The organism is Parapedobacter flavus, from assembly GCF_035818675.1.
In the GTDB taxonomy this organism is placed as follows: domain Bacteria; phylum Bacteroidota; class Bacteroidia; order Sphingobacteriales; family Sphingobacteriaceae; genus Parapedobacter; species Parapedobacter flavus.
Window position 1 is genome coordinate 69,627 of record NZ_JAYKZZ010000017.1, and the last position, 19,959, is coordinate 89,585.

Here is a 19,959-nt window from a genome sequence, read left to right on the forward strand (position 1 = left end):
CCATGGCAGACAACATCCATATCACCATAGAAAACCAACTGGGCGAAGCCCGGGAGTTGGAAATTCCAGACGGCATCAACTTGAGCTTGATGGAGGTACTGAAAGCATCCGATTACGACATTCTGGCCACTTGCGGCGGCATGGCACTCTGTGCGACCTGCCACATCCAGGTGGTGGAAGGCATGGATGCGCTCGACCCACGCTCCGACGCCGAGCTGGATATGCTCGACACCCTTCCCGATGCCGATGACCAAAGTAGGCTCGCTTGCCAAATCCGGTTAAACCCTGCGTTAGATGGACTGAAAATACGTATTTTTGCAACCGAGATGTAAATTACATCGAGCTCTCATCAGCAATTGAAAAACAAATAGATGAAAACAATTGACGCCGTCATTCGTTCAACGACGTATGGGCGACACAAGTGAAACAGCAATAAGATGACTACACAACACAGCGGCCGTAAGTTTCCAAGGGTAGTGATAATCGGTGGTGGATTTGGAGGAATAGAGGTGGCCAAAGGATTAAAAAATAAGGAAGTGGAAGTGATGTTGCTCGACCGCAACAACCACCATACCTTCCAGCCCCTCCTGTACCAGGTGGCAACCGGCACACTCGACGCACCTTCTATCGCCTTTCCGCTCCGGAAGATGTTTCGTAAACAAGACAACCTGACCTTTCGCATGGCCGAGGTGCACCGCATCGATGCCGATAACAAGCAGCTCGACACCGACATCGGTCCGATAGCATACGATTATCTCGTCATCGCTACCGGAGCAACGACCAACTTCTTTGGCAACAAGGACATTGAGTACTATGCCATGCCGATGAAAAACGTTAAAGAAGCGGTGAGCATCCGCAGTTTCATCCTGCAAAACATCGAAGCGTCACTACAGGGCAGCACACCCCAAGATTGCGCACCGTACCTCAATTTCGTCGTGGTGGGTGGCGGACCTACGGGGGTAGAGCTCTCGGGGTCAATTGCTGAAATCCGCAATCACATCCTTGCAAAAGACTATCCCGAGCTCAGGAAAGAGGATATGAACGTCTATTTGGTGGAAGGCCTACCGAAAATATTGGCTAACCTATCGCCGCAGGCTTCGGAAAAAGCGGAGCTGTACTTGCAAGAGTTGGGCGTAAAAATTCTGCTTGGCACCCAAGTGACCGGATACGACGGGAATGAGATCACCTTTGCCGACGGTAACCGCATCCAAACTAAAACGGTATTGTGGTCGGCCGGTGTGGCGGGCCAATTCCCAGAGGGGATCGACAAAGAAACGATCGTACGTGGAAACCGGATACGCATCGATGAGCAATGCCAGGTCGTTGGCACCAACGATATCTTCGCTATTGGCGACGTGGCCGCCATGATTACCGATGAATTGCCCCGCGGCCATCCCGGTGTGGCCCCCGTTGCCCAGCAACAGGGTCGGCTACTGGCAAAAAACCTCATCCGAATGATAAACAACCAACCGACCGAGCGCTTCGCTTATTTCGACAAGGGATCGATGGCCACCGTCGGGCGGAATAAAGCCGTGGTCGACATCGGTAAAATCCGGTTCCAAGGCTTTTTCGCATGGTGGGTATGGATGTTTGTACACCTGATGTCGTTGGTCGGCTTCCGGAACCGCGTGGTTACCTTCATTAACTGGACAATCAGCTACCTGACGTTTAACGCGGGGATACGACTCATCATCCACCGCTACCGGCGACCGAAGCGCGTGGAAGAGGTACAGGATTCGCTTTGACACCTGCCGGAAAATCCGTATTTTTCGGCAATGGATAACAAGAAAATCGCAAAAACCTTCAGGCAATACGCCCAGTTGATGGAACTGCATGGCGACAACCCATTCCGTACCAAAGCCATGGCAGCTGCAGCTTTCAAATTGGACAAGCTGCCATTCGCCATTACCGCCCAAACGATCAGTGAACTGAGCGAAGTACCCGGCATTGGCCAACGTACCGCCGAAAAGATAGACGCCTTGTTGGCGACGGGCTCATTCCCCGAATTGGATGCGCTTCTGGCCGCTACACCCGAGGGCATCTTGGAGATGCTCACCATCAAAGGCCTGGGTCCAAAAAAAGTAAAAATCATCTGGTCTACTTTAGGTATCGAGTCGATCGGTGAGCTCTATTACGCGTGCAACGAAAATCGCTTGATCGAAGCCAAGGGTTTCGGATTGAAAACACAGCTTGAAATTAAGCAAGCGATCGAATTTTCCATCGCCAATAAAGGTTGGTTTTTATATGCTAACGCGGAAAAAACGGCCGAATCGACAATAGTGTCATTGCGGGAATTGCTTCCGACCAGCTGTAAAATCGCTTTTACGGGTGAATTCCGAAGGAAATGTGAGGTATTGCAGTCGGTAGATTTCGTAACGGAGGCTTCGGTTGACGACCTCGTGATGGCTATCGGAAAAATCGATACGCCCCTGATCGAAACCGAGCGTACTCCTTCCCTCCTATCAGCCAAAAACGAGACTGGCCTTATTTTCCGCTTTTTTCTAACCACACCCCAATCTTTTTACCACCAGCTTTTAACCACTACCGGTTCTAATGAACATTTGCGAGAATTGGAAGCGTTACTGCCCAAACCGCAATTGCCAGATTTAGATTCGGAAGAAGCAATCTACGCCACCCTAGGGCTTTCGTATATCCCACCGGAACTGCGTGAAGGCAACAACGAGGTAACTTTGGCAAAGAGCGGCGCATTACCTACCTTGGTCAGCTACGCCGACCTGCGCGGCACGCTACATAACCACAGCACGTACAGCGACGGCGTAAACACCCTCGAAGAGATGGCCCGGTATTGCCGCGACGAACTACGCCTCGAGTACCTGGGCATATGCGACCACTCCAGAGCAGCCGTGTATGCCAAGGGGCTGGACATCCAACGGGTTCAGACGCAATGGGCCGAAATAGACATCTTGAACACCAACCTGGCCCCGTTTCGCATCTTCAAAGGCATCGAGTCAGATATCTTGGGCGATGGATCGTTGGATTACCCCGATGAAATCCTCGCGGGGTTCGACTTCGTTGTCGCCTCCGTGCACTCCAACTTAAAAATGGACCAGGAACGGGCGACGGACCGTTTAATCAGAGCTATTGAAAATCCGTACACAACGATGCTGGGCCACCCAACGGGGCGTTTGTTGCTGAGCCGGTCGGGATACCCGCTAGATTACGAACGGATTATTGATGCCTGTGCCGCTCACGGGGTAGTCATCGAAATCAATGCCAATCCGCTCCGGTTGGACCTCGATTGGCGCTGGCACCGTTATGCCATCGAAAAAGGTGTTTTGTTGTCCATCAACCCCGATGCTCACCGCAACAGCGGCTTCCACGACATGCAATACGGCGTGCACGTGGCCCGAAAAGGAGGTGTAGCACCGCAACACTGCCTAAACACCTTTTCTGTCGACGAAATAACTGAATATTTTACCGGACGGAAGCAGCGTATCGCGGCAATGGCAGCTCCCTAATGAAATTCGATCTGCTTCTCGACTTTTGCAACAGTTACACCTTTCCATTGACCTTTCACGTCAATGACGGTTCCCGTAGGCTCGCCTTTAAACGTAGCGGTGTAAGCGAGGTCGAGCTTATTGAAATAGACATTCATCGTCAGGGTAAGGCGGGTTTCGGGTGGCACTTCGATCGTATCGCGGAAATTAAGCGATGGGGCTATCTCGACAACCTCGCTGCGATACGGCCACTTGGTCTCCCCCAAGGTGACGACGCCATCGTCTAACGTTAGCGGCACGGCCACATTAGGCACCGGGCCATCAAGCTGTGTAAACGCTCTTTCATCATCGCTCATAAAAAGGGAAGATTCCTTCACATCCGCCAAGGGATCTACGCTTACCTGCTGCACCACGCTCGTATTGTTAAAATACGTGAATGAATGCAACGGGCGCACAAATGTCTCCATTTTACCCTTATCCCCCACCTCGTACGTTATCGCTTGTAGGGAATAGTTATCATCTACCGGATCGGGAGAATATACCGTCTTTTCACATGAAAACAGGGCAATGGGGACGAGCCAAAATAAAATTTTCTTCATTGCAAGCGCACTTGGACTGAACAGCAAACTTCGCGAATATCCCCCGTATTTGCAATGTAAATCCGCGGGAAGGGCCCCACCCGCGCTTTTCTTATCAAACCTTTTTTGTTTTTCCTTGTTCTCAACTAGTAAAAGCTGATGTTATGGATAAATTAAAGAAATTTGAATTGATGGAGAAGATCGTCCGCGAATTGGACGACCTGAAACGGAGCCAGCAAGCTGTATTGGAAAAAATCGGCAAGGTGGAAGTTGACAATATAGAGTTGGGCGACGGCCGCCTCGAAAAAATCCTTCCTGATATCTACCAGCGTACGGCGGAAAACATGGATGCCATCACGGAACTACTGGAAGGCTTTTCGGGTAAGACGGATGCTTACGCTGATAAAAACAACGTTGACGCACTCCGCCAGCAACAAGACCTGAATCAAAATAATTCGTAAATAAAAAGTCCCGATTGACCAAGAATCGGGACTTTTTTTTAAGTTTATAATTAGTTGGTTTTGTGCAATAAAAATATGGAAATTAAGTTGACATCGTCAAATAATTCACCCTAAAATGTCAGATTATTTTCATAGATAACCCTAACCTCCTGTTAATCAAACATCATAAAAGGTGCCCCTCATGCTTATCTTTCCTGCAATGTAACAGCATTGTGGCTTGTCGAGTAGATCGGTCGGAGTCAAAAACGCTCGTAGAAGTATAAAACAGATTGCATACCGAGTACGGCCTCCCCCAACGTATAATACCCCCTGCCATCAGGTGCAAAAGCAATCGCCTCACCCTGCGGTTCGGGCTGATAGGGTTGCTGGATTGCCGGGCGACTGAACATTTCGGCAATGGACTCGCCGGGTTTTCGTTTCCAGTAAAACACCTGCAACAAACTCTTAAGGAGCACTTCCGTACCATCGGAACTGATGGTTGCCGACGTGATAAAAACGTGGGGCAATACGCCGACCTTTTGCAGGATCAGCGTATCCGTAACGGATTCGGGCAGCGCGGCGGTATATATCCCCACTTCCAGTTCCCGTTTACTTACCACGCACAACCGTTTGTCAAGTGGATCGAAGAATAGCGATTCCGCGTCTCGGGGTCCATCTTCATAACGCATCACGAACGAACGGATTTGTTCCTTCGGCAGCGTATCTACTGTGGGCCTGCTGATCGGGATTGCGGGTTCTTTGAGTACGTGTAGGTGCACATACGGGTGCTTACCGTGGTTATCGCCGATATCGCCAATGAGCAAATAGTGCTGGCCGCCCCGTTCCATCATCGCAATATCCTCCCAATCGCGCGCCGAGACCCCTTGCAGGTAATAAGTGGCGTTATGCCGTGCCGAATCATCGATCAGGAAAATCCGCGCTCCGTCGCCACTGTCGTTATGGGTCCAGAAACACCCCTTATGCGCTACCGATGCTACCAGACCCGATGCCTCGTTGATCTCGGGATTGTCGATATTATCTTGGGCTTGCGGCTGACCGAATACGCTGCCAGTTTCTTGGCCGAATACGCATCCAGCCATTAAGAAACAACCTATCCATACCGTTATCCATTTGCTTAACAACACGGCTCCAAAATACAAATTAATTCTACGCAAAAACATTTTCCCTATCTTTGCACACACAATAATCACCCAAATGGATGTACACCAGTTTTATGATGAGGGGTTAGCTCACGCATCGTATGCGATACGAAATAACGGACAAATCGCGTTGATCGACCCCGGGCGGAACCCCCAGGAATACCTCGAGTTTGCCAAACATCATGGCGCCAAGATTACGACTGTGATTGAAACGCATCCCCACGCCGACTTTGTAAGCTCGCATCTGGAGTTGCGCCAGATGACCGGGGCCACCATATATACCAGTGCGTTGGTCGATGCGGAATACCCACATCAACCCTTTGACGACGGAGACCGCGTGGCATTGGGCGATGCATGGCTGGAAGCCATCAACACCCCGGGACATTCGCCCGACGGCATCTGCATCTTACTTTTGGATTCCCAAAACAAACCCCATGCGGTATTCACGGGCGACACACTTTTCGTTGGCGACGTGGGTCGGCCGGATTTGCGGGAGCGGGTGGGCAATGTTACCGAAAAAGCTGCGGAGCTCGCCAGGCAGTTATATCGCTCCACGCGCGAGAAATTAATGCGGCTTCCGGCCGATGTGGTGGTCTACCCCGCCCATGGCCCGGGTTCATTATGTGGAAAGAACATGGGTGACGCCCGGCACAGCACCATCGGAGACGAAATCAGCACCAATTATGCGTTGCAACCCATGGACGAAGACGCCTTTGTGGCGCTGATTGGGGAACAGCAGCCCTTTATACCCAGCTATTTCGAATACGACGTGATGCTTAATAAAAAAGGTGCGCCTGCATTCCGAACCAGTATCGAGGCGATTCCTACCCTCACTTCCTTATCTGCACTCGATACCGGCGTACTGGTCGTTGACGGGCGCCCGCAAATGAGCTTCCAATCCGGACACTTACCCGGTGCTTTCAATATTCCCGACGGACTGCGGTTCGAAACCTGGTTGGGTAGTATTGTACAGCCGGATGAAGCATTTTATCTCGTGGCCGGAGACGACCACCAGCTACAAGGGCTCGTGGAGAAAGCAGCGAAGATAGGTTATGAACAGCTGGTAGCCGCTACGGCCATCGTAACAGATGGCAATGTGAAAGCAGCACCATTCGACGCAGCGCACTTCGCAAAGAACCAAAGTGCATATACCATTGTCGATATCCGCAACCGTGAGGAAGTAGCATCCAACCCTGTTTTTGACAATTCCATCTCCATACCGCTCCCCGAACTACGGGCACAGGCTGCACAACTCCCCACCGATAAACCCCTTGTGGTACATTGCGCAGGGGGATACCGCTCGGCCATTGGCGCAAGTATCGTAGCGGCGGCATTACCCGATGCCATCGTAATTGACATGGGAGTACGCATCCACGAATTTAATCCGGTAGGTTAATGTGGTCGGCTTTAACCGTTTTGTGCCTCACTTGCGGCGGTGGTTCCCTGCAAGACTCCACCACGAATCCCGAGTTTAGTGCGCGGCTGAACAGCATCTATCGGCACAGTGTGAAAACCATCTCCGTAGATGAACTGAAGCCGATGATGAAACAGGGCGCTGTGGTGCTCGATACCCGCGAGCAGGATGAGTTTAACACGAGCCATATCCGGCACGCAAGGCACGTGGGGTACATTTGGTTTGATATGCGTGAGGTTTATGACATCCCGAAAACCGACACTATAGTGGTCTACTGCGCTATCGGCAACCGTAGTGAGCGCATTGGCGAAAAGCTACAGAAAGCAGGCTATCTCCATGTATTCAATCTCTATGGTGGCATTTATGAGTGGGTAAACCACCGTAATCCGGTATACAATGCAGACGATGTACAGACCACCGAAGTGCATGTGTATGACAAAAACTGGTCACAGTGGCTTATCCGTGGCACACGCGTGTATAATTAACGACCCCATACGTGTTTAATGTGCTTAGGCTACCGAAAACTCCTTGGCGGCCAAGTATCGTTCAGCCTCGAGGGCAGCCATGCAACCTGTTCCAGCAGCCGTAACCGCTTGGCGGTATACGTGATCCTGCACATCGCCACAAGCAAAAACACCTTCAATATTCGTGCGTGTGCTGTCAGGCTGGGTAATCAGGTAGCCGTTCGTGTCCATGTCCAATTTCCCTTGAAACAATTCGGTATTCGGTTTATGGCCAATGGCTACGAAAAAGCCCGTCACGGGGATGGCTTTCTCTTCCAGTGTCTGGTTGTTAACGACCTGTATACCCGTTACATTCTGCCCATCGCCTAAAATTTCCTTGGCTTCCGAATGGTAGTGTATTTCGATATTCGGTGTATTCAACACCCGATGCTGCATCGCTTTCGACGCGCGGAATTCATCCCTGCGTACCAGCATATGTACTTTGCTGGCCAGTTTCGCCAAGTATGTTGCTTCCTCAGCAGCGGTATCCCCTGCTCCCACGATGGCCACATCCTGCCCCTTGAAGAAGAAACCATCGCACACCGCGCAGGCCGATACGCCAAACCCGTTGTATTTCTGTTCGCTTTCAAGACCGAGCCATTTCGCTGTTGCCCCTGTGGCGATGATGACCGTCTCGGCGGTGATGGTCTTTTCGCCATCCACCACGACCTTATGCACATCGCCCGAGAAATCCACTTCGGTGACGTAGCCGAAGCGCACGTCCGTACCGAACCGTTCGGCCTGCTTACGGAAGTCCTCCATCATTTGGGGGCCAAGCACCCCGTCGGTATACCCGGGAAAATTTTCTACATCAGTAGTCTGCGTGAGCTGACCACCGGGCACAATGCCGGTATATATCACCGGTTTCAAATCAGCACGGGCAGCGTAGATAGCTGCGGTATATCCAGCCGGACCGGAACCGATGATCAGGCATTTTATATGTTCAGTTTCTTGTGACATCGTGATACGTAAAATTGAATATGCAAAAATACGGGTTTACCCCCATTAATCAATGGCCGTTTGTCAAGCATGCGTAAGGAAAGCGACCGCGTTATTTGCCGAACTTTTGCTGCAGGTTCTTCAGCATATCGTCCGTAATGGGCCCCGACTTCCGTTTCGGACGTGCTGCTTGCTGTGGTTTGCCCACGTTGCGGTTTTCCTGTCGAGGCTGGCCGGCCTCACGCGTTGCCTTCGTCGGCACCTGCGGCTTTTCGGGCGACTGTGCCCGTTGCTCCTTCTGCTTCGCGCGGAAGCGCTGCCACACCTTTTCTAGGCATTGTTTGGTATACAATGGAAAATCCCCTTGCATCATCCACGAATAATAGCTAGGCTCCATCGCGAAAACTGCTTCAACGGGGCGCCCTTTATGTTTCCCGAAGTTGAATAATTCTTCGCCCTGTTCATTGAATACCATGCGACCTGCGAAATCGACCGGCCTACTCAGGTTGGTAAAGCGATGGAGCGCTTCCACGTCGTTCACCACAGGAACTGATTTATTACCTGCTTTGTCTTCCCACTCCGTATCTTGGTACCGGTCCAGTTGCGATTGCAGCACCTCGTAAGTTGCCCGCACGTCTGCTTCAGCGCTGTGTGCATTATCGAGGCTCCGGTCGCAATAAAAACGATATGCCGCTTTCAGCGTGCGTTGCTCCATCTGGTGAAAGATGTTTTGCACATCCACAAAAAAACGGCCGCTGAGTGAAAAGTCGGCCTCTGCGCGGAGAAATTCCTCCATCAGCATCGGGATATCGAACTTGTTCGAATTGTAGCCGGCCAGATCCGCATCGCCGATAAATTCGGCTACTTCAGCGGCTACATCTTTGAATACAGGCGCCCCGGCAACGTCTTCGTCGTATATTCCGTGGATCAGGGACGACTCGAGGGATATGGGTATTTCGGGATTGATCTTGAGTGTTTTCACCGCTTCGCTGCCATCAGGTGATGCTTTCAGGATGGAAATCTCCACGATGCGATCGGCCGATATGTTTAGGCCAGTGGTCTCTAAGTCAAAAAAAGCCAACGGCCGTTTTAATTTAAGGTTCATTCGGAACTAATTTATAGCAGGATGTTTGAGGGTCACAATGCGTATTCGACCATTAACTGAAAACAATAATTCCCAACAGAATACCTACCACCATAATGATGTAAAGCAGCAGCTCATTTCCGGCAAAGCGTTTATACTTCGTCCAAAAGCTATAATCTTCCTTTTCCGGCTGTTTAACTTCCATTGCGCGGCAAAGGTAACGATATTTTTTTCATCCACTGGGTTATCTTTACCCTTCAATCATCTATCGATGCGCCTACCATCTGCCTGAATTTCCAACTTGTTTGGTCGTTGGTAAGCCCCTGCGTCTGTTTCATCAGGATACCAATTACGCCTTCACTGGGGTCGGCAAAATACTGCGTATTGAAGTAACCGCCCCACACGAAAGTTCCCGCACCGCCTAGCCCCCCTTTGGCCACGCCGCGGTCTGTCAACATCCCGAACGCCAAACCATAATCTTCTGCCTCACCGCCAAACAGGTCGCCTGTTTGGTTTTTCATGATGGTCGCGATGGTCGTCCGGCTCAAAATACGAACGCCATTGAGCTCCCCACCGTTGAGGTACATTTGCAAAAAGGTGGCATAGTCCTTCGCTGTACTGCTTAGCCCTGCCCCACCCGCAAAAAAGGTACGAGCTCCCTTGATGGGATAATCGGGGTCATAAAACGTATACGGAAACGCCTGCCATTGGCCATCCACTTTATGCTGTACATCGACTAACCGATCGGCCTTATCGGCTGGCAGGTAAAACCAGGTATCGTCCATCCCCAACGGGTCGAAGAGCCGTTCGCGCAGGAAACGATCGAACGGCATACCCGACACGACTTCGATGAGGTAGCCCAATACATCCAGCCCTAAGCTATACGTATATCGCTCGCCCGGATCGTGGTGTAGTGGCAACTTGGCCAGCTTCTTGACGAAGTCTCCGATGTACACTTCATCCGTAACGAACAATTCCGTAGCGTCGGCTTTCTGGTAAATCATTTTCATCCGCTCGTCGCCATCAATCATGCTGTAGCCCAAGCCCGAGGTGTGGGTAAGCAGGTGGCGGATGGTGATTTCCCTATTGGCCGGTCGCGTGGTGTAGCTGGTATCACCATATCGGAACGACTGTAGCACCTGTGGGTTCTTAAACTCGGGGATATACTTGGAAATGGGGTCGTCCAATTGGAACTTCCCCTCTTCCCACAGCATCATCACCGCCGTGGCGGTGATGGCCTTCGTTTGCGAAGCAATGCGGAAAATATCATCCGGTTTCTGCTTACGGCCGGTTTCAGCATCGGCAGTTCCGAACGCCTTGTGGTACACGATCTTGCCGTTGCGCACCACCAATGCCACTAGCCCTGGAATCTGCCCGTCAGTGACCGATTGCTGGAGCATGGCGTCGATCCGTGCCAACCGGTCTGCAGATACGCCCACGGTACTAGGCGCGGACGCCGTAAGCGGCGGTGTTTTCTTGGCCGAGGGGGTTTGGGCATGGAGTGACAGCGCTACTGCGGCACACAACAACGTGGACAGGGCTTTCATTTCGCTCTCGCTTTTAGAGTTCTTTGATTTTCAAGTCTTTCCACCGCACCTTTATACCGCCACCATCGTGTATTTGAAGGGCAATGAATCCCTCTGCCGCGCCTATCTTCTCATCCGAGAGGTACACCATTTTTTTCCCGTTCAGCCAAGTGGTAATTTTGTCGCCCACTGCACGTATCTTCATGGTATTCCACTCATCCGCTTTCAAGATCTTTTCCTTTTCAGGGTCGGGCTTTATCAGCCAACCCCGACCGTACGATTCATAAATCCCGGCGGTGGAATTGCCCGGCGGAGCCACCTCCACCTGCCAACCCTCAATTTTAACACCATCAATATCTGAGCGGATAAACACCCCGCTATTACCATTGGCTTCCAACTTAAAGGTTACCCGTAATTCAAAATCTTTATAGGATTTATCCGTCGATAAATAGCCGTATTGCTTATCAGGACCGCTTTCGCAGACCAACTCCCCATTTTCCACATACCATTTCTCGGTGCCATGAATGGTCCATCCGGATAGGTCTTTCCCATTGAATAAAGGTTTGAATTGGGCAAATGATGCCGTAGCGAAAAGCATCAGTAATACGGCTAAGTGGTATTTTCTATACATGACAATAAATTATTAAGGGTTTATCTACTCCTAAATTTATAACAATGTTGCTGACGACAGCCCGCAATCTGCGCTAAAGATAATCAGCATTCTGCAATTCATCGCATTCGGATTTATATTTTTTTTACTGCCATCGGGCAACGAGATGAGCTACTTATTATTATTGTAACTCGTACGCCATATGTTCACAGGCAAACCCCGCCTTTAGCAACAACTGTTCAACCGCTCCGGGCCTGATACCCAGTGCAACTATCCGCAGAATCTTATCGCAATCTTCCAGATCGAAACTCCATTGCTTTATCGCCTCAACCGACCCGAATAGCATAGCCACTAGCTGTACATCCGCTGCCGTATGTACGCTGGTTTTAAATATGAATATTTCAGCACCCATTCGTCATTCCTTTTATTGCGTTTTATTGCGTTTCACCACCCTCGGTCTTTTCTTCAGGCCTATCGGCAACATCCCCCCAGCAGTTAGATTTCGATCGCATGTAGGCGCGTACCCGTGCTCTGTCTTCCTCACCCATCTGATCGAATTTCCGTGCCATCGCTTTTTTGCGCCATGGTGGGCCGCCCTTTCCCGGTCCACCGCCACCGAAACCGAACAGAAGTTTGCATAAAAAGAACAACATGATAGCCTGCCAAAGGGTAATGGCGCTGGTACCAAACAAACTCGGTAGGGTATGATTCCACAGCTGCATCACCAGGAAACCCACCAAAAAAACGAAAGCCACTGCGAGAATGGGGATTAAAACGAAGCGCATTCTGCTTCTAAACAACGTTTTCATACTTATTTCTGTTAAATTATTAATCTGTTAATTCATCGTAAAATACCTTCAGTCGCTTCCTTAGGTGCAAAACCGCGTAATGTTTGCGCGAGACCAGCTTGCCCACCGGTTCGCCGGTAAGCGCGGCAATCTCTGCAAAGGGAATTTGTTCCAACTCATGCCACACAAACACGTCGCGCTGTGCCGCCGGCAATTCTTCCAATGCCGCGTACAACCGTTCCCAGACCGCGCGTTCTTGGTACTTGGCTTCTGGATCACCATCGACCGCCGCTGGCATGGCCGTAGGCATGGTTTGCTCCGCCCCTTCGGGCGTGCCGCTTTCCCAGAGCGACTCGCTTTTTTTCCGTCGCTTATCGACGATTCGGTTTATCGCCACCCGGTAAAGCCACCCTCCGACCTGCTCTACCGGATGGGAATTGATGACCGCACTCAACCGATACCAAACATCTTGCAGAATATCTTCGGCATCAGCGTCGTTCTTTACCCGCTTCCGGATAAATCCCAGCAACCCTTTGCCGTAGGCCGCTATGGCAGCCGTAACGCTGCGTTGCTTTTCATCGGTCATCTTTCCATGCAATTAATCATTTCGCCTGCCAACTAATCATATAGACGAACGAGCCCCCGAAACATTTCAAAAAAAAATCATTTTGTTATGTACCTTTGGATATGGTTGTCCGTATAACGATGTATCCTACCTTCAGGCTCTTCCTGCCCGCTATTATCAGCTTCCTTTTGTTGCTCCTGGGGCTCGCCTTTGACCAAGGTTGGCTCCAGCGCCCGGCATTCTTTGCCGGTTGGGTGCGTGTGGCGTGGTATGTACTGGCCTACCTTCCCGTGGGTGGCCCGGTTATCCTGCAGATGTTTCGAGCGTTTGCCAAACGCGACGTTTTCTCGGAGTTCACCCTGATGACCATCGCCACGCTCGGTGCGTTTTTTATCGGCGAGTATCCCGAAGGCGTTGCCGTGATGCTTTTCTATTCGGTTGGTGAAAATCTGCAGGGACTGGCGGTACGCCGGGCAAAGGGGAACATCAAAGCGCTGCTGGATCAGCGGCCCGATGCCGTCACCATCCACGATACGGATGGCCTCCGCACCATCCGGGCCGAACGGGCCACCATCGGGCAAACGGTGCAACTCAAGCCCGGTGAAAAGCTGGCCCTGGATGGCGAATTGATTTCAGACCGAGCGTCGTTCAATACCGCCGCCCTGACCGGCGAGAGCAAACCCGACACCAAGGTGAAGGGCGAAGCAGTATGGGCCGGCATGATCAACCTGAATACGGTAGCGCAGGTACGTATCACCGCAGCCTACACGGACAGCAAGCTAAGCAAGATCATTGCACTGGTGCAGGATGCCACGGCACAAAAAGCACCCACCGAGCTGTTCATCCGCAAATTTGCCAAGGTCTATACCCCCATCGTCGTGCTGCTTGCCGTACTCATCACGCTGCTGCCCGCGTTGTTGGTGACCGATTATGTGTTTAATGATTGGTTGTACCGGGCATTGGTGTTTCTGGTCATTTCCTGTCCCTGTGCGTTGGTCATTTCCATCCCGCTTGGTTATTTTGGAGGCATTGGTGCCGCCAGCCGGCACGGCATCTTATTTAAAGGCAGCAACTTCCTCGATACACTAGCGAATATCCGGCACGTGGTAATGGACAAGACCGGCACGCTCACCGAAGGCGTATTCGGGGTACAAGAGGTCGTTATTTCCGAAGGGGTTGACCGTGCCACGGTGCTGCAATGGGCTAACGCATTGGAAAGCCACAGCACCCACCCCGTGGCCACGGCTATCCACGCGTATATCGGACCAATAGATGAGTCCCTGCAATTGGACCAAATTGAAGAAATCGCAGGCCATGGTTTGCGGGCCCTGGCCAACGGCAAGCAGCTGCTTGTGGGCAATTTCAAGCTGCTCGACCGCTTCGGGATCGCCCACCGCGTAGATACTTCGGTAATAGCCGACACCGTCGTTGCCATCAGTTACGACGATCGGTTCGCCGGGTACCTGATCATTGCCGACGAAATCAAGACGGATGCTGCTGATGCGATTCATCAGCTGAAAGCGTTGGGTATTACCCCTACCATGCTGAGTGGCGACCGCACAGCTGTGGTGCAGGCCGTAGCTGGCAAACTGGGAATTGACCACGCCTATGGCGATCTGCTTCCGGCCGATAAGGCCGCCAAGCTAACGGAAATAGAAGGAACGGGCCAACGCGTTGCGTTCGTGGGCGATGGGGTCAACGATGCGCCCGTTATCGCGTTGAGCGATGTGGGGATGGCTATGGGCGGACTGGGCAGCGATGCTGCGATCGAGACTGCCGATGTGGTGATCCAGGATGACCGCCCAGGTAAAATTCCGGTGGCTATCCGCATCGGCCGCGCTACGCGCCGCATCGTCTGGCAGAACATTACCATGGCCTTCGCCGTAAAAGCGATTGTGCTTACCCTCGGTGCGGGTGGACTCGCCAACATGTGGGAAGCCGTTTTCGCCGATGTCGGCGTTGCGCTGTTAGCTATTGGCAACGCCATCCGTATCCAACGGATGAAGTTTTAGCTAATTTTTATAAATTTGCTATTTACCAATACACGATTATGAAGCACCCCATCAACAGAAAACAGTTTCTCCACGGCCTGTCGCTACTGGCCGGTTCGGCCCTCGCCCCTGCGGCTACATGGGCAGCTATCCGCAACAAGCCGGCGACCAAGATGAAGCTTGGGCTGGTCACCTACCTTTGGGGCAAGGACTGGGATGTTCCGACCCTCATCGCCAACTGCACCGTCACCGGCCTGGAAGGTATCGAGCTCCGTGTGGAACACGCGCACGGTGTTTCGCCCGAAATGAGCAAGCGCGAGCGCCGACGAGTTCGAGACCAATTTAAAGGCAGTGCTGTAGAATGTGTGGGCATGGGCACCAACCAGCAGTACGATTTCCCGGACCAACAAGCCCTCCGGGAATCCATCGCGCGCACCAAGGAATTCATCCAGCTGAGCGCCGATATCGGCGGCACAGGCGTAAAAGTCAAGCCCAACGCCTTCCACGAAGGTGTGCCGCACGAGAAAACCATGGCCCAAATCGGCGCATCATTGAACGAACTTGCCGCTTATGCCGCCGATTTCGGGCAGCAACTCCGCCTCGAAGTGCATGGCCACGAAACCCAGAACCTCCCGAACATCAAGACCATCATGGACCATGCTGATCACCCCAACGCCACCATCTGTTGGAACTGCAACCAGCAGGATCTCGACGGCCAGGGTTTCCAGTACAATTTCGACCTGGTGAAAGACCGTTTTGGAGACACCATCCATGTACGTGAACTTGACCGGACGGATTATCCCTATCCGGCACTGCTTGCGAATCTCGGCCAGATGGCCTACGACGGCTGGATACTACTGGAATGTCACACCGACCCGGCCGACAAGGTGCAGTCTATGCGGGAGCAACGCGTTGTTTTCGACCGGATGGTGGTGTAAACGTAGGGAGGATTATTCATCCCCCGCTGCGAAACCATTGCTTTTAGCCAACAATTCCACGCTCGCCGCCAGCCGGATGAACTCCGCCCGATAGCCTTCGTCATCCATCCCCTTCGCGCCCTTGGCCCGTGCAATCAGTTCATCGTAGCTCGCCTGTTGCTTGTAATCCGAGTTACGCAGCAGCATACCCAGTTCGGCCACGGCACTGGCAAACCGGAAGTCGGCAGATGCTTTTGCCAATTCCTGCGGCCGATCGACCACCGCTACCTGTTGCAAACGGCTCTTTTCTCCATCTGGCTCTTTATAGCGGAATTTCACGGTAGCTACCTCTTTGCTGTTGCCCACCACGGGGCGCGCTTTCACCGGCTGGTATTTCAGCGGGTCCACATCCCCCGGATAGGTACCCTTCACGCCTACCGGCACAATCTCATACAGCGCTGTTACGGTGTGGCCCACCCCCATGTCGCCCCCCAGCTTTTCGTCGTTATTGAAATCTTCTTTCTCCAGCAGCCGGTTCTCATAGCCCAACAGCCGGTAAGCTTGCACCTTGGCTGGATTGAACTCTACCTGCACTTTCACGTCTTTCGCCACGGTAAACAATGTGCCACCAAACTCGGTGACCATCGCCTTACGGGCTTCGGTGATGTTGTCGATGTAGGCATAATTGCCATGCCCTTTATTCGCCAGCAGCTCCATCTTGCTATCTTTGAGGTTACCCATACCGAATCCCAAAACAGACAAGCTCACGCCGCTCTGCCGTTCCTTGGCAATGAGCTGCTCCATATCGCCATCACTGGAGGCGCCTACGTTGAAATCGCCATCCGAAGCCAAGACGATGCGGTTATTGCCGCCTTTGATGAAGTGCTGGCGCGCCGTGCGGTAAGCCAGCTGCAGACCGGCCCCACCGGCCGTCGACCCGCCCGCGCTCAACGCGTCAATTGCATCCTTTATCTTGATTTTCTGGTCGCCCGGCGTACTTTCCAGGGCCACCCCGGCCGAACCCGCATAGGTAACGATAGCCACTCGGTCGTTGCCGCGCAGCTGGTCTACCAATAGCTTCATCGACGCTTGGGCCAATGGCAGTCGGTTGGCTCCCATCATCGACCCCGATACGTCGATCAAAAACACCAGGTTGGAGGGCGGTAGTTTATCGGTGGGTACCGACTTCGCTTTAAGGCCGATGCGCAGCAAGTGGTGTTTAGGGTTCCACGGTGCCGTTGCCAGTTCGGTATGGATAGCCACCGGCTCACCCGTGGACGGGCCTTTGAGGTCGTATTGGAAATAATTGATCATTTCCTCGATGCGCACGGCATCGATGGGCGGAAGCTGCCCCATATTGATAAAACGGCGGAAATTACTGTACGATGCGACGTCTACATCGATGGCGAAGGTAGAAAGTGCCTCGTCCAATGGGTTATGGAACTTGTTTTCCGTAAATCCGGCGTACGATTCGGTTTGGCTAGGCTGCCGTATATAGCCAGGGGCATAAGCCCGCGACGACATGCGTGCCCCCCTATCAACGATACGCCCAATCACCTTCGCTCTCGGCTGCGTACCGTATCCAACAACAACCACTTCGTTGCGCGATGGTGTTACGGGAATGAGGTGCACATCAATCACGCTATCCCTTCCTACCCTCACTCGCTTGTCTTCGTACCCAATGTATTGAAACAGCAGGTACTCCCCTTCTTCAGCCCGGATGGAGTAATGTCCGTTGGCATCGGTTCGGGTAGCCACTTGCGTACCCGCTAACGTTATCGCAGCCCCCGCTAACGTCGTGTTCGTCTGCTGGTCATAAACAGTTCCACTAATGGTGAACGGCTTTTCTGAACGGTACCCTCCTAGGGATAACGACAGGATCATTGCTAAACATATTGACTTCATCATCTCAAATTTTGCCGAAGGATGCGGGTACACATGGATTTCCATAAACGAGAAAAAAAAATTACTTTCACCCACCCATGAGTGGATTTGGCACACCAAAAAAAGAGATCGATGACGATGCGCTCCTACGGCGCTATCGCGATACCGGCGATATGGCGGTCCTTGGTGAGCTCTATCAGGCGCATGCCGAGATGGTGTACTATGTGTGCCTGCGTTACCTCAAGGATAACGAGCGCAGCAAGGATGCCGTGATGCAGATTTTCGAAGAACTTATCCATAAGGTGAATAAGCAGGAGATCCAGCGCTTTGGCAGCTGGCTGTACGTGCTTAGCCGCAACCATTGCCTTATGCAGTTGCGTGCAGAAAAAAACCGGCATCACGTTTCGATCGACGAATTTGTGGAATTTCCCCTCACCATGCATCCGGATGGCGAGGCGGAGGAAAAAGAAAGGCAGCTTACGGCCCTCGAACAATGTATGGAGCGGCTGCCCGAAAAACAAAAGCGTAGTGTTGATTTGTTTTTCCTCAATGAGAAGTGTTATAAAGAAATTGCCGAATCGACCGGGTATAGTTTGAAAGAGGTGAAAAGCTATATCCAGAATGGCAAACGGAATTTAAAATTGTGCATGGAGGCGAGCCATGGAAAAGGGTAAAGTGGATATGGAATTAATCAGGCGGTACATCCGCGGGGAACTCACCCCCCGCGAAATGTACACCTTGGAGCGGCAGGCGCAGGCCGACCCCATGCTGATGGATGTTATCCTCGGCATGGAGCAGGAGGCGCTGGGCGAGCACGACGATAACCTCGCCGATATCCGGAAGCGCATCGGCGAGCGTATCGGACGACGGCGGACTATCGTGCGCAGCCTTGCACCTGCCCAGCGTTGGGCCATAGCGGCATCCCTGCTGGCCGTGCTTACGGTAGGCGCATGGTGGTTTGTCCGCGAAGACACCTTAGAACAGCAGCGTGAGGCCACCGTGGCTGCTGTCCCGGAGGAAATTACTGATGCTGAGGCGAAATCGTCGCAAGAGCCGATACCTCCTACCAACGAACGGGAACCTGATACTGCACCGCAGGCCGCCCGTATCGCATCCACAGATGTGGCTACAGCGGACCTGGCGGAAAAACAAGAAAAGAAAGAAGTACGGTTGGCCAGGGTGACGCCGAAAGCCGACACCGATGCAGACCTGCTAGATTCGGTGGTCGTGGTGGGATTTGGCACACAGCCAAAAGCAAAGATAGTCGGGGCGGCGGCCCGCATAGCCGCAGCGGAAATGGACAGCCCGGTCGTTGCGGGCGCGCAGGCTCGCGCTTCTCATACCGAGCATATCCGTATCCGCGGTATCAGCGCCGCCCAGCAGACCGGCGAACCGTTACTTACGGACAGTACCCGCACCGAAGACAATGGAAAGCCTGTCCCGAGGGATGGCTGGATTGCCTATCGGGAATACTTGAAAAATGCGGTGAAACTCGCCCCGGGAAAACGGGGCACGGTCGACTTAACGTTTACAGTTGACGATACGGGGCGTCCGACGGACGTGAAGGTTGTCGAGACGTCCAACGTGGAGCTCAACAAGTTTGCAACGCTGATCGTTCGTGACGGACCGCGGTGGCTACCCGGAGCAAACGATGAGCGCAAGGTAACGTTGCGGGTAGCCTTTAAATGATTCACCGGCTCGACCGCATCGCCTTTACATTTTTGATTTCGGAGTCGGCCAAGAATTTTTGATAGGCATCGGTTTCCATGCCGTACAGCGCCACCTTTCCGTGATCATCGCTGTGGATGCCGAACCCATAGGTTTTGGTGAGCGGCGACGCCCGGAGGCAGGCTTGCCCTTTTGAAAAAAACTGTGCCCTCGCCTGTTCGTATTCCGCTTCAATCAGACCGTTTCGGTCGGCATACACCTGAAACAACACATCGTCGGAAGTGTATTGGTAAGGATGGTTTGAAATGAGGTCATATTGCATTTCGGCGACCGTTCTCTTGGCCTTACTTAGTGGTTTGGTTCCCGCTGTCATTTTCGTATCTTCTGCAACCTCGATAAACGTATCGAAAGCGTTCGTAGTATGTGTTTTCATG

General features: G+C 52.4%; 22 protein-coding genes. 10 read left to right on the top strand and 12 right to left on the bottom strand.

Annotated elements, in window-relative coordinates:
• The first annotated feature begins 2 nt into the window (after positions 1-2).
• The 3 genes from U9S71_RS14665 to U9S71_RS14675 all read left to right on the top strand — a co-directional run bounded on the left by U9S71_RS14665 (position 3) and on the right by U9S71_RS14675 (position 3,479).
• Positions 3-332 carry a 2Fe-2S iron-sulfur cluster-binding protein gene (locus tag U9S71_RS14665; protein WP_326328273.1) on the top strand — a complete coding sequence of 110 codons (330 nt, stop codon included), beginning with the start codon at positions 3-5 and terminating at the stop codon, positions 330-332.
• A 105-nt stretch (positions 333-437) separates the two neighbouring features.
• On the top strand, positions 438-1,745 hold the full coding sequence (locus U9S71_RS14670; RefSeq protein WP_326328275.1) for an NAD(P)/FAD-dependent oxidoreductase: 1,308 nt from the start codon (positions 438-440) through the stop codon (positions 1,743-1,745).
• A 30-nt stretch (positions 1,746-1,775) separates the two neighbouring features.
• A complete protein-coding gene (locus U9S71_RS14675) occupies positions 1,776-3,479 on the top strand; it encodes a helix-hairpin-helix domain-containing protein (RefSeq protein ID WP_326328277.1) in 1,704 nt (567 codons plus the stop codon).
• Here the strand turns inward: U9S71_RS14675 and U9S71_RS14680 are convergent.
• The gene (locus U9S71_RS14680) at positions 3,476-4,057 is read right to left on the bottom strand and encodes a hypothetical protein (RefSeq protein ID WP_326328278.1); all 582 of its coding nucleotides are present in this window, start codon (positions 4,055-4,057) and stop codon (positions 3,476-3,478) included. The two genes, U9S71_RS14675 and U9S71_RS14680, sit on opposite strands and share 4 nt — an antisense overlap.
• A 143-nt stretch (positions 4,058-4,200) precedes the next feature.
• Between U9S71_RS14680 and U9S71_RS14685 the strand changes: the two genes are divergently transcribed.
• On the top strand, positions 4,201-4,497 hold the full coding sequence (locus U9S71_RS14685) for a hypothetical protein (protein WP_326328280.1): 297 nt from the start codon (positions 4,201-4,203) through the stop codon (positions 4,495-4,497).
• A 239-nt stretch (positions 4,498-4,736) separates the two neighbouring features.
• Here the strand turns inward: U9S71_RS14685 and U9S71_RS14690 are convergent, their stop codons facing one another.
• Complete coding sequence (locus U9S71_RS14690; protein WP_326328282.1) at positions 4,737-5,576, bottom strand: hypothetical protein; 840 nt, start codon at positions 5,574-5,576, stop codon at positions 4,737-4,739.
• A gap of 115 nt (positions 5,577-5,691) precedes the next feature.
• Here U9S71_RS14690 and U9S71_RS14695 point away from each other — a divergent pair, with 115 nt between their 5' ends.
• Positions 5,692-7,032 (top strand): MBL fold metallo-hydrolase, encoded by a 1,341-nt coding sequence (locus tag U9S71_RS14695; protein WP_326328283.1) that lies wholly within the window; start codon positions 5,692-5,694, stop codon positions 7,030-7,032.
• The gene (locus tag U9S71_RS14700; RefSeq protein ID WP_326328284.1) at positions 7,032-7,535 is read left to right on the top strand and encodes a rhodanese-like domain-containing protein; all 504 of its coding nucleotides are present in this window, start codon (positions 7,032-7,034) and stop codon (positions 7,533-7,535) included. Before U9S71_RS14695 ends, U9S71_RS14700 begins: the two co-directional genes overlap by 1 nt.
• A gap of 24 nt (positions 7,536-7,559) precedes the next feature.
• Here U9S71_RS14700 and trxB read toward each other — a convergent pair whose 3' ends face one another.
• The 8 genes from trxB to U9S71_RS14740 all read right to left on the bottom strand — a co-directional run bounded on the left by trxB (position 7,560) and on the right by U9S71_RS14740 (position 13,086).
• Positions 7,560-8,513, bottom strand: a complete 954-nt coding sequence (gene trxB, locus U9S71_RS14705; RefSeq protein ID WP_326328285.1) for a thioredoxin-disulfide reductase — start codon at positions 8,511-8,513, stop codon at positions 7,560-7,562.
• A gap of 91 nt (positions 8,514-8,604) precedes the next feature.
• Positions 8,605-9,597, bottom strand: a complete 993-nt coding sequence (locus tag U9S71_RS14710; protein WP_326328286.1) for an exonuclease domain-containing protein — start codon at positions 9,595-9,597, stop codon at positions 8,605-8,607.
• 52 nt (positions 9,598-9,649) lie between these two features.
• Positions 9,650-9,781: a hypothetical protein gene (locus tag U9S71_RS14715; RefSeq protein WP_326328288.1), complete on the bottom strand. Its 132-nt coding sequence runs from the start codon at positions 9,779-9,781 to the stop codon at positions 9,650-9,652.
• A 52-nt stretch (positions 9,782-9,833) separates the two neighbouring features.
• A complete protein-coding gene (locus U9S71_RS14720) occupies positions 9,834-11,123 on the bottom strand; it encodes a serine hydrolase domain-containing protein (RefSeq protein ID WP_326328289.1) in 1,290 nt (429 codons plus the stop codon).
• Between the two features lie 13 nt (positions 11,124-11,136).
• The gene (locus tag U9S71_RS14725; protein ID WP_326328291.1) at positions 11,137-11,733 is read right to left on the bottom strand and encodes a 3-keto-disaccharide hydrolase; all 597 of its coding nucleotides are present in this window, start codon (positions 11,731-11,733) and stop codon (positions 11,137-11,139) included.
• A 160-nt stretch (positions 11,734-11,893) separates the two neighbouring features.
• A complete protein-coding gene (locus U9S71_RS14730; RefSeq protein WP_326328293.1) occupies positions 11,894-12,124 on the bottom strand; it encodes a hypothetical protein in 231 nt (76 codons plus the stop codon).
• Positions 12,125-12,146: 22 nt separating this feature from the next.
• A complete protein-coding gene (locus tag U9S71_RS14735; RefSeq protein ID WP_326328295.1) occupies positions 12,147-12,521 on the bottom strand; it encodes a hypothetical protein in 375 nt (124 codons plus the stop codon).
• 19 nt (positions 12,522-12,540) lie between these two features.
• Positions 12,541-13,086 carry an RNA polymerase sigma factor gene (locus tag U9S71_RS14740; RefSeq protein ID WP_326328297.1) on the bottom strand — a complete coding sequence of 182 codons (546 nt, stop codon included), beginning with the start codon at positions 13,084-13,086 and terminating at the stop codon, positions 12,541-12,543.
• A gap of 101 nt (positions 13,087-13,187) precedes the next feature.
• On the opposite strand from U9S71_RS14740, the gene U9S71_RS14745 reads away from it, so the two are divergent.
• On the top strand, positions 13,188-15,077 hold the full coding sequence (locus tag U9S71_RS14745; protein WP_326328299.1) for a heavy metal translocating P-type ATPase: 1,890 nt from the start codon (positions 13,188-13,190) through the stop codon (positions 15,075-15,077).
• Entirely contained in the window at positions 14,996-15,994 is a 999-nt protein-coding gene (locus U9S71_RS14750; RefSeq protein WP_326328300.1) for a sugar phosphate isomerase/epimerase family protein, read from the top strand. Before U9S71_RS14745 ends, U9S71_RS14750 begins: the two co-directional genes overlap by 82 nt.
• 12 nt (positions 15,995-16,006) lie before the next feature.
• On the opposite strand, the gene U9S71_RS14755 is transcribed toward U9S71_RS14750, so the two are convergent.
• Positions 16,007-17,881 carry a vWA domain-containing protein gene (locus U9S71_RS14755; RefSeq protein ID WP_326328302.1) on the bottom strand — a complete coding sequence of 625 codons (1,875 nt, stop codon included), beginning with the start codon at positions 17,879-17,881 and terminating at the stop codon, positions 16,007-16,009.
• A 74-nt stretch (positions 17,882-17,955) separates the two neighbouring features.
• Between U9S71_RS14755 and U9S71_RS14760 the strand changes: the two genes are divergently transcribed.
• A complete protein-coding gene (locus tag U9S71_RS14760; RefSeq protein ID WP_326328304.1) occupies positions 17,956-18,531 on the top strand; it encodes an RNA polymerase sigma factor in 576 nt (191 codons plus the stop codon).
• Positions 18,518-19,546 carry an energy transducer TonB gene (locus tag U9S71_RS14765; RefSeq protein ID WP_326328305.1) on the top strand — a complete coding sequence of 343 codons (1,029 nt, stop codon included), beginning with the start codon at positions 18,518-18,520 and terminating at the stop codon, positions 19,544-19,546. Before U9S71_RS14760 ends, U9S71_RS14765 begins: the two co-directional genes overlap by 14 nt.
• A gap of 1 nt (position 19,547) precedes the next feature.
• On the opposite strand, the gene U9S71_RS14770 is transcribed toward U9S71_RS14765, so the two are convergent.
• Positions 19,548-19,958, bottom strand: a complete 411-nt coding sequence (locus U9S71_RS14770) for a DUF6157 family protein (RefSeq protein WP_326328307.1) — start codon at positions 19,956-19,958, stop codon at positions 19,548-19,550.
• Position 19,959 lies beyond the last annotated feature (1 nt).

Bases quoted from the DNA above. Each gene is read 5' to 3' on its own strand.
- U9S71_RS14700 (WP_326328284.1), top strand. From the start codon at position 7,032: ATGTGGTCGGCTTTAACCGTTTTGTGCCTCACTTGCGGCGGTGGTTCC.
- U9S71_RS14740 (WP_326328297.1), bottom strand. From the start codon at position 13,086: ATGACCGATGAAAAGCAACGCAGCGTTACGGCTGCCATAGCGGCCTAC.
- U9S71_RS14685 (WP_326328280.1), top strand. From the start codon at position 4,201: ATGGATAAATTAAAGAAATTTGAATTGATGGAGAAGATCGTCCGCGAA.
- U9S71_RS14710 (WP_326328286.1), bottom strand. From the start codon at position 9,597: ATGAACCTTAAATTAAAACGGCCGTTGGCTTTTTTTGACTTAGAGACC.
- U9S71_RS14730 (WP_326328293.1), bottom strand. From the start codon at position 12,124: ATGGGTGCTGAAATATTCATATTTAAAACCAGCGTACATACGGCAGCG.
- trxB (WP_326328285.1), bottom strand. From the start codon at position 8,513: ATGTCACAAGAAACTGAACATATAAAATGCCTGATCATCGGTTCCGGT.
- U9S71_RS14665 (WP_326328273.1), top strand. From the start codon at position 3: ATGGCAGACAACATCCATATCACCATAGAAAACCAACTGGGCGAAGCC.
- U9S71_RS14720 (WP_326328289.1), bottom strand. From the start codon at position 11,123: ATGAAAGCCCTGTCCACGTTGTTGTGTGCCGCAGTAGCGCTGTCACTC.
- U9S71_RS14670 (WP_326328275.1), top strand. From the start codon at position 438: ATGACTACACAACACAGCGGCCGTAAGTTTCCAAGGGTAGTGATAATC.
- U9S71_RS14695 (WP_326328283.1), top strand. From the start codon at position 5,692: ATGGATGTACACCAGTTTTATGATGAGGGGTTAGCTCACGCATCGTAT.
- U9S71_RS14745 (WP_326328299.1), top strand. From the start codon at position 13,188: ATGGTTGTCCGTATAACGATGTATCCTACCTTCAGGCTCTTCCTGCCC.
- U9S71_RS14725 (WP_326328291.1), bottom strand. From the start codon at position 11,733: ATGTATAGAAAATACCACTTAGCCGTATTACTGATGCTTTTCGCTACG.
- U9S71_RS14765 (WP_326328305.1), top strand. From the start codon at position 18,518: ATGGAAAAGGGTAAAGTGGATATGGAATTAATCAGGCGGTACATCCGC.
- U9S71_RS14715 (WP_326328288.1), bottom strand. From the start codon at position 9,781: ATGGAAGTTAAACAGCCGGAAAAGGAAGATTATAGCTTTTGGACGAAG.
- U9S71_RS14675 (WP_326328277.1), top strand. From the start codon at position 1,776: ATGGATAACAAGAAAATCGCAAAAACCTTCAGGCAATACGCCCAGTTG.
- U9S71_RS14690 (WP_326328282.1), bottom strand. From the start codon at position 5,576: ATGGCTGGATGCGTATTCGGCCAAGAAACTGGCAGCGTATTCGGTCAG.
- U9S71_RS14755 (WP_326328302.1), bottom strand. From the start codon at position 17,881: ATGATGAAGTCAATATGTTTAGCAATGATCCTGTCGTTATCCCTAGGA.
- U9S71_RS14680 (WP_326328278.1), bottom strand. From the start codon at position 4,057: ATGAAGAAAATTTTATTTTGGCTCGTCCCCATTGCCCTGTTTTCATGT.
- U9S71_RS14735 (WP_326328295.1), bottom strand. From the start codon at position 12,521: ATGAAAACGTTGTTTAGAAGCAGAATGCGCTTCGTTTTAATCCCCATT.
- U9S71_RS14760 (WP_326328304.1), top strand. From the start codon at position 17,956: ATGAGTGGATTTGGCACACCAAAAAAAGAGATCGATGACGATGCGCTC.
- U9S71_RS14770 (WP_326328307.1), bottom strand. From the start codon at position 19,958: ATGAAAACACATACTACGAACGCTTTCGATACGTTTATCGAGGTTGCA.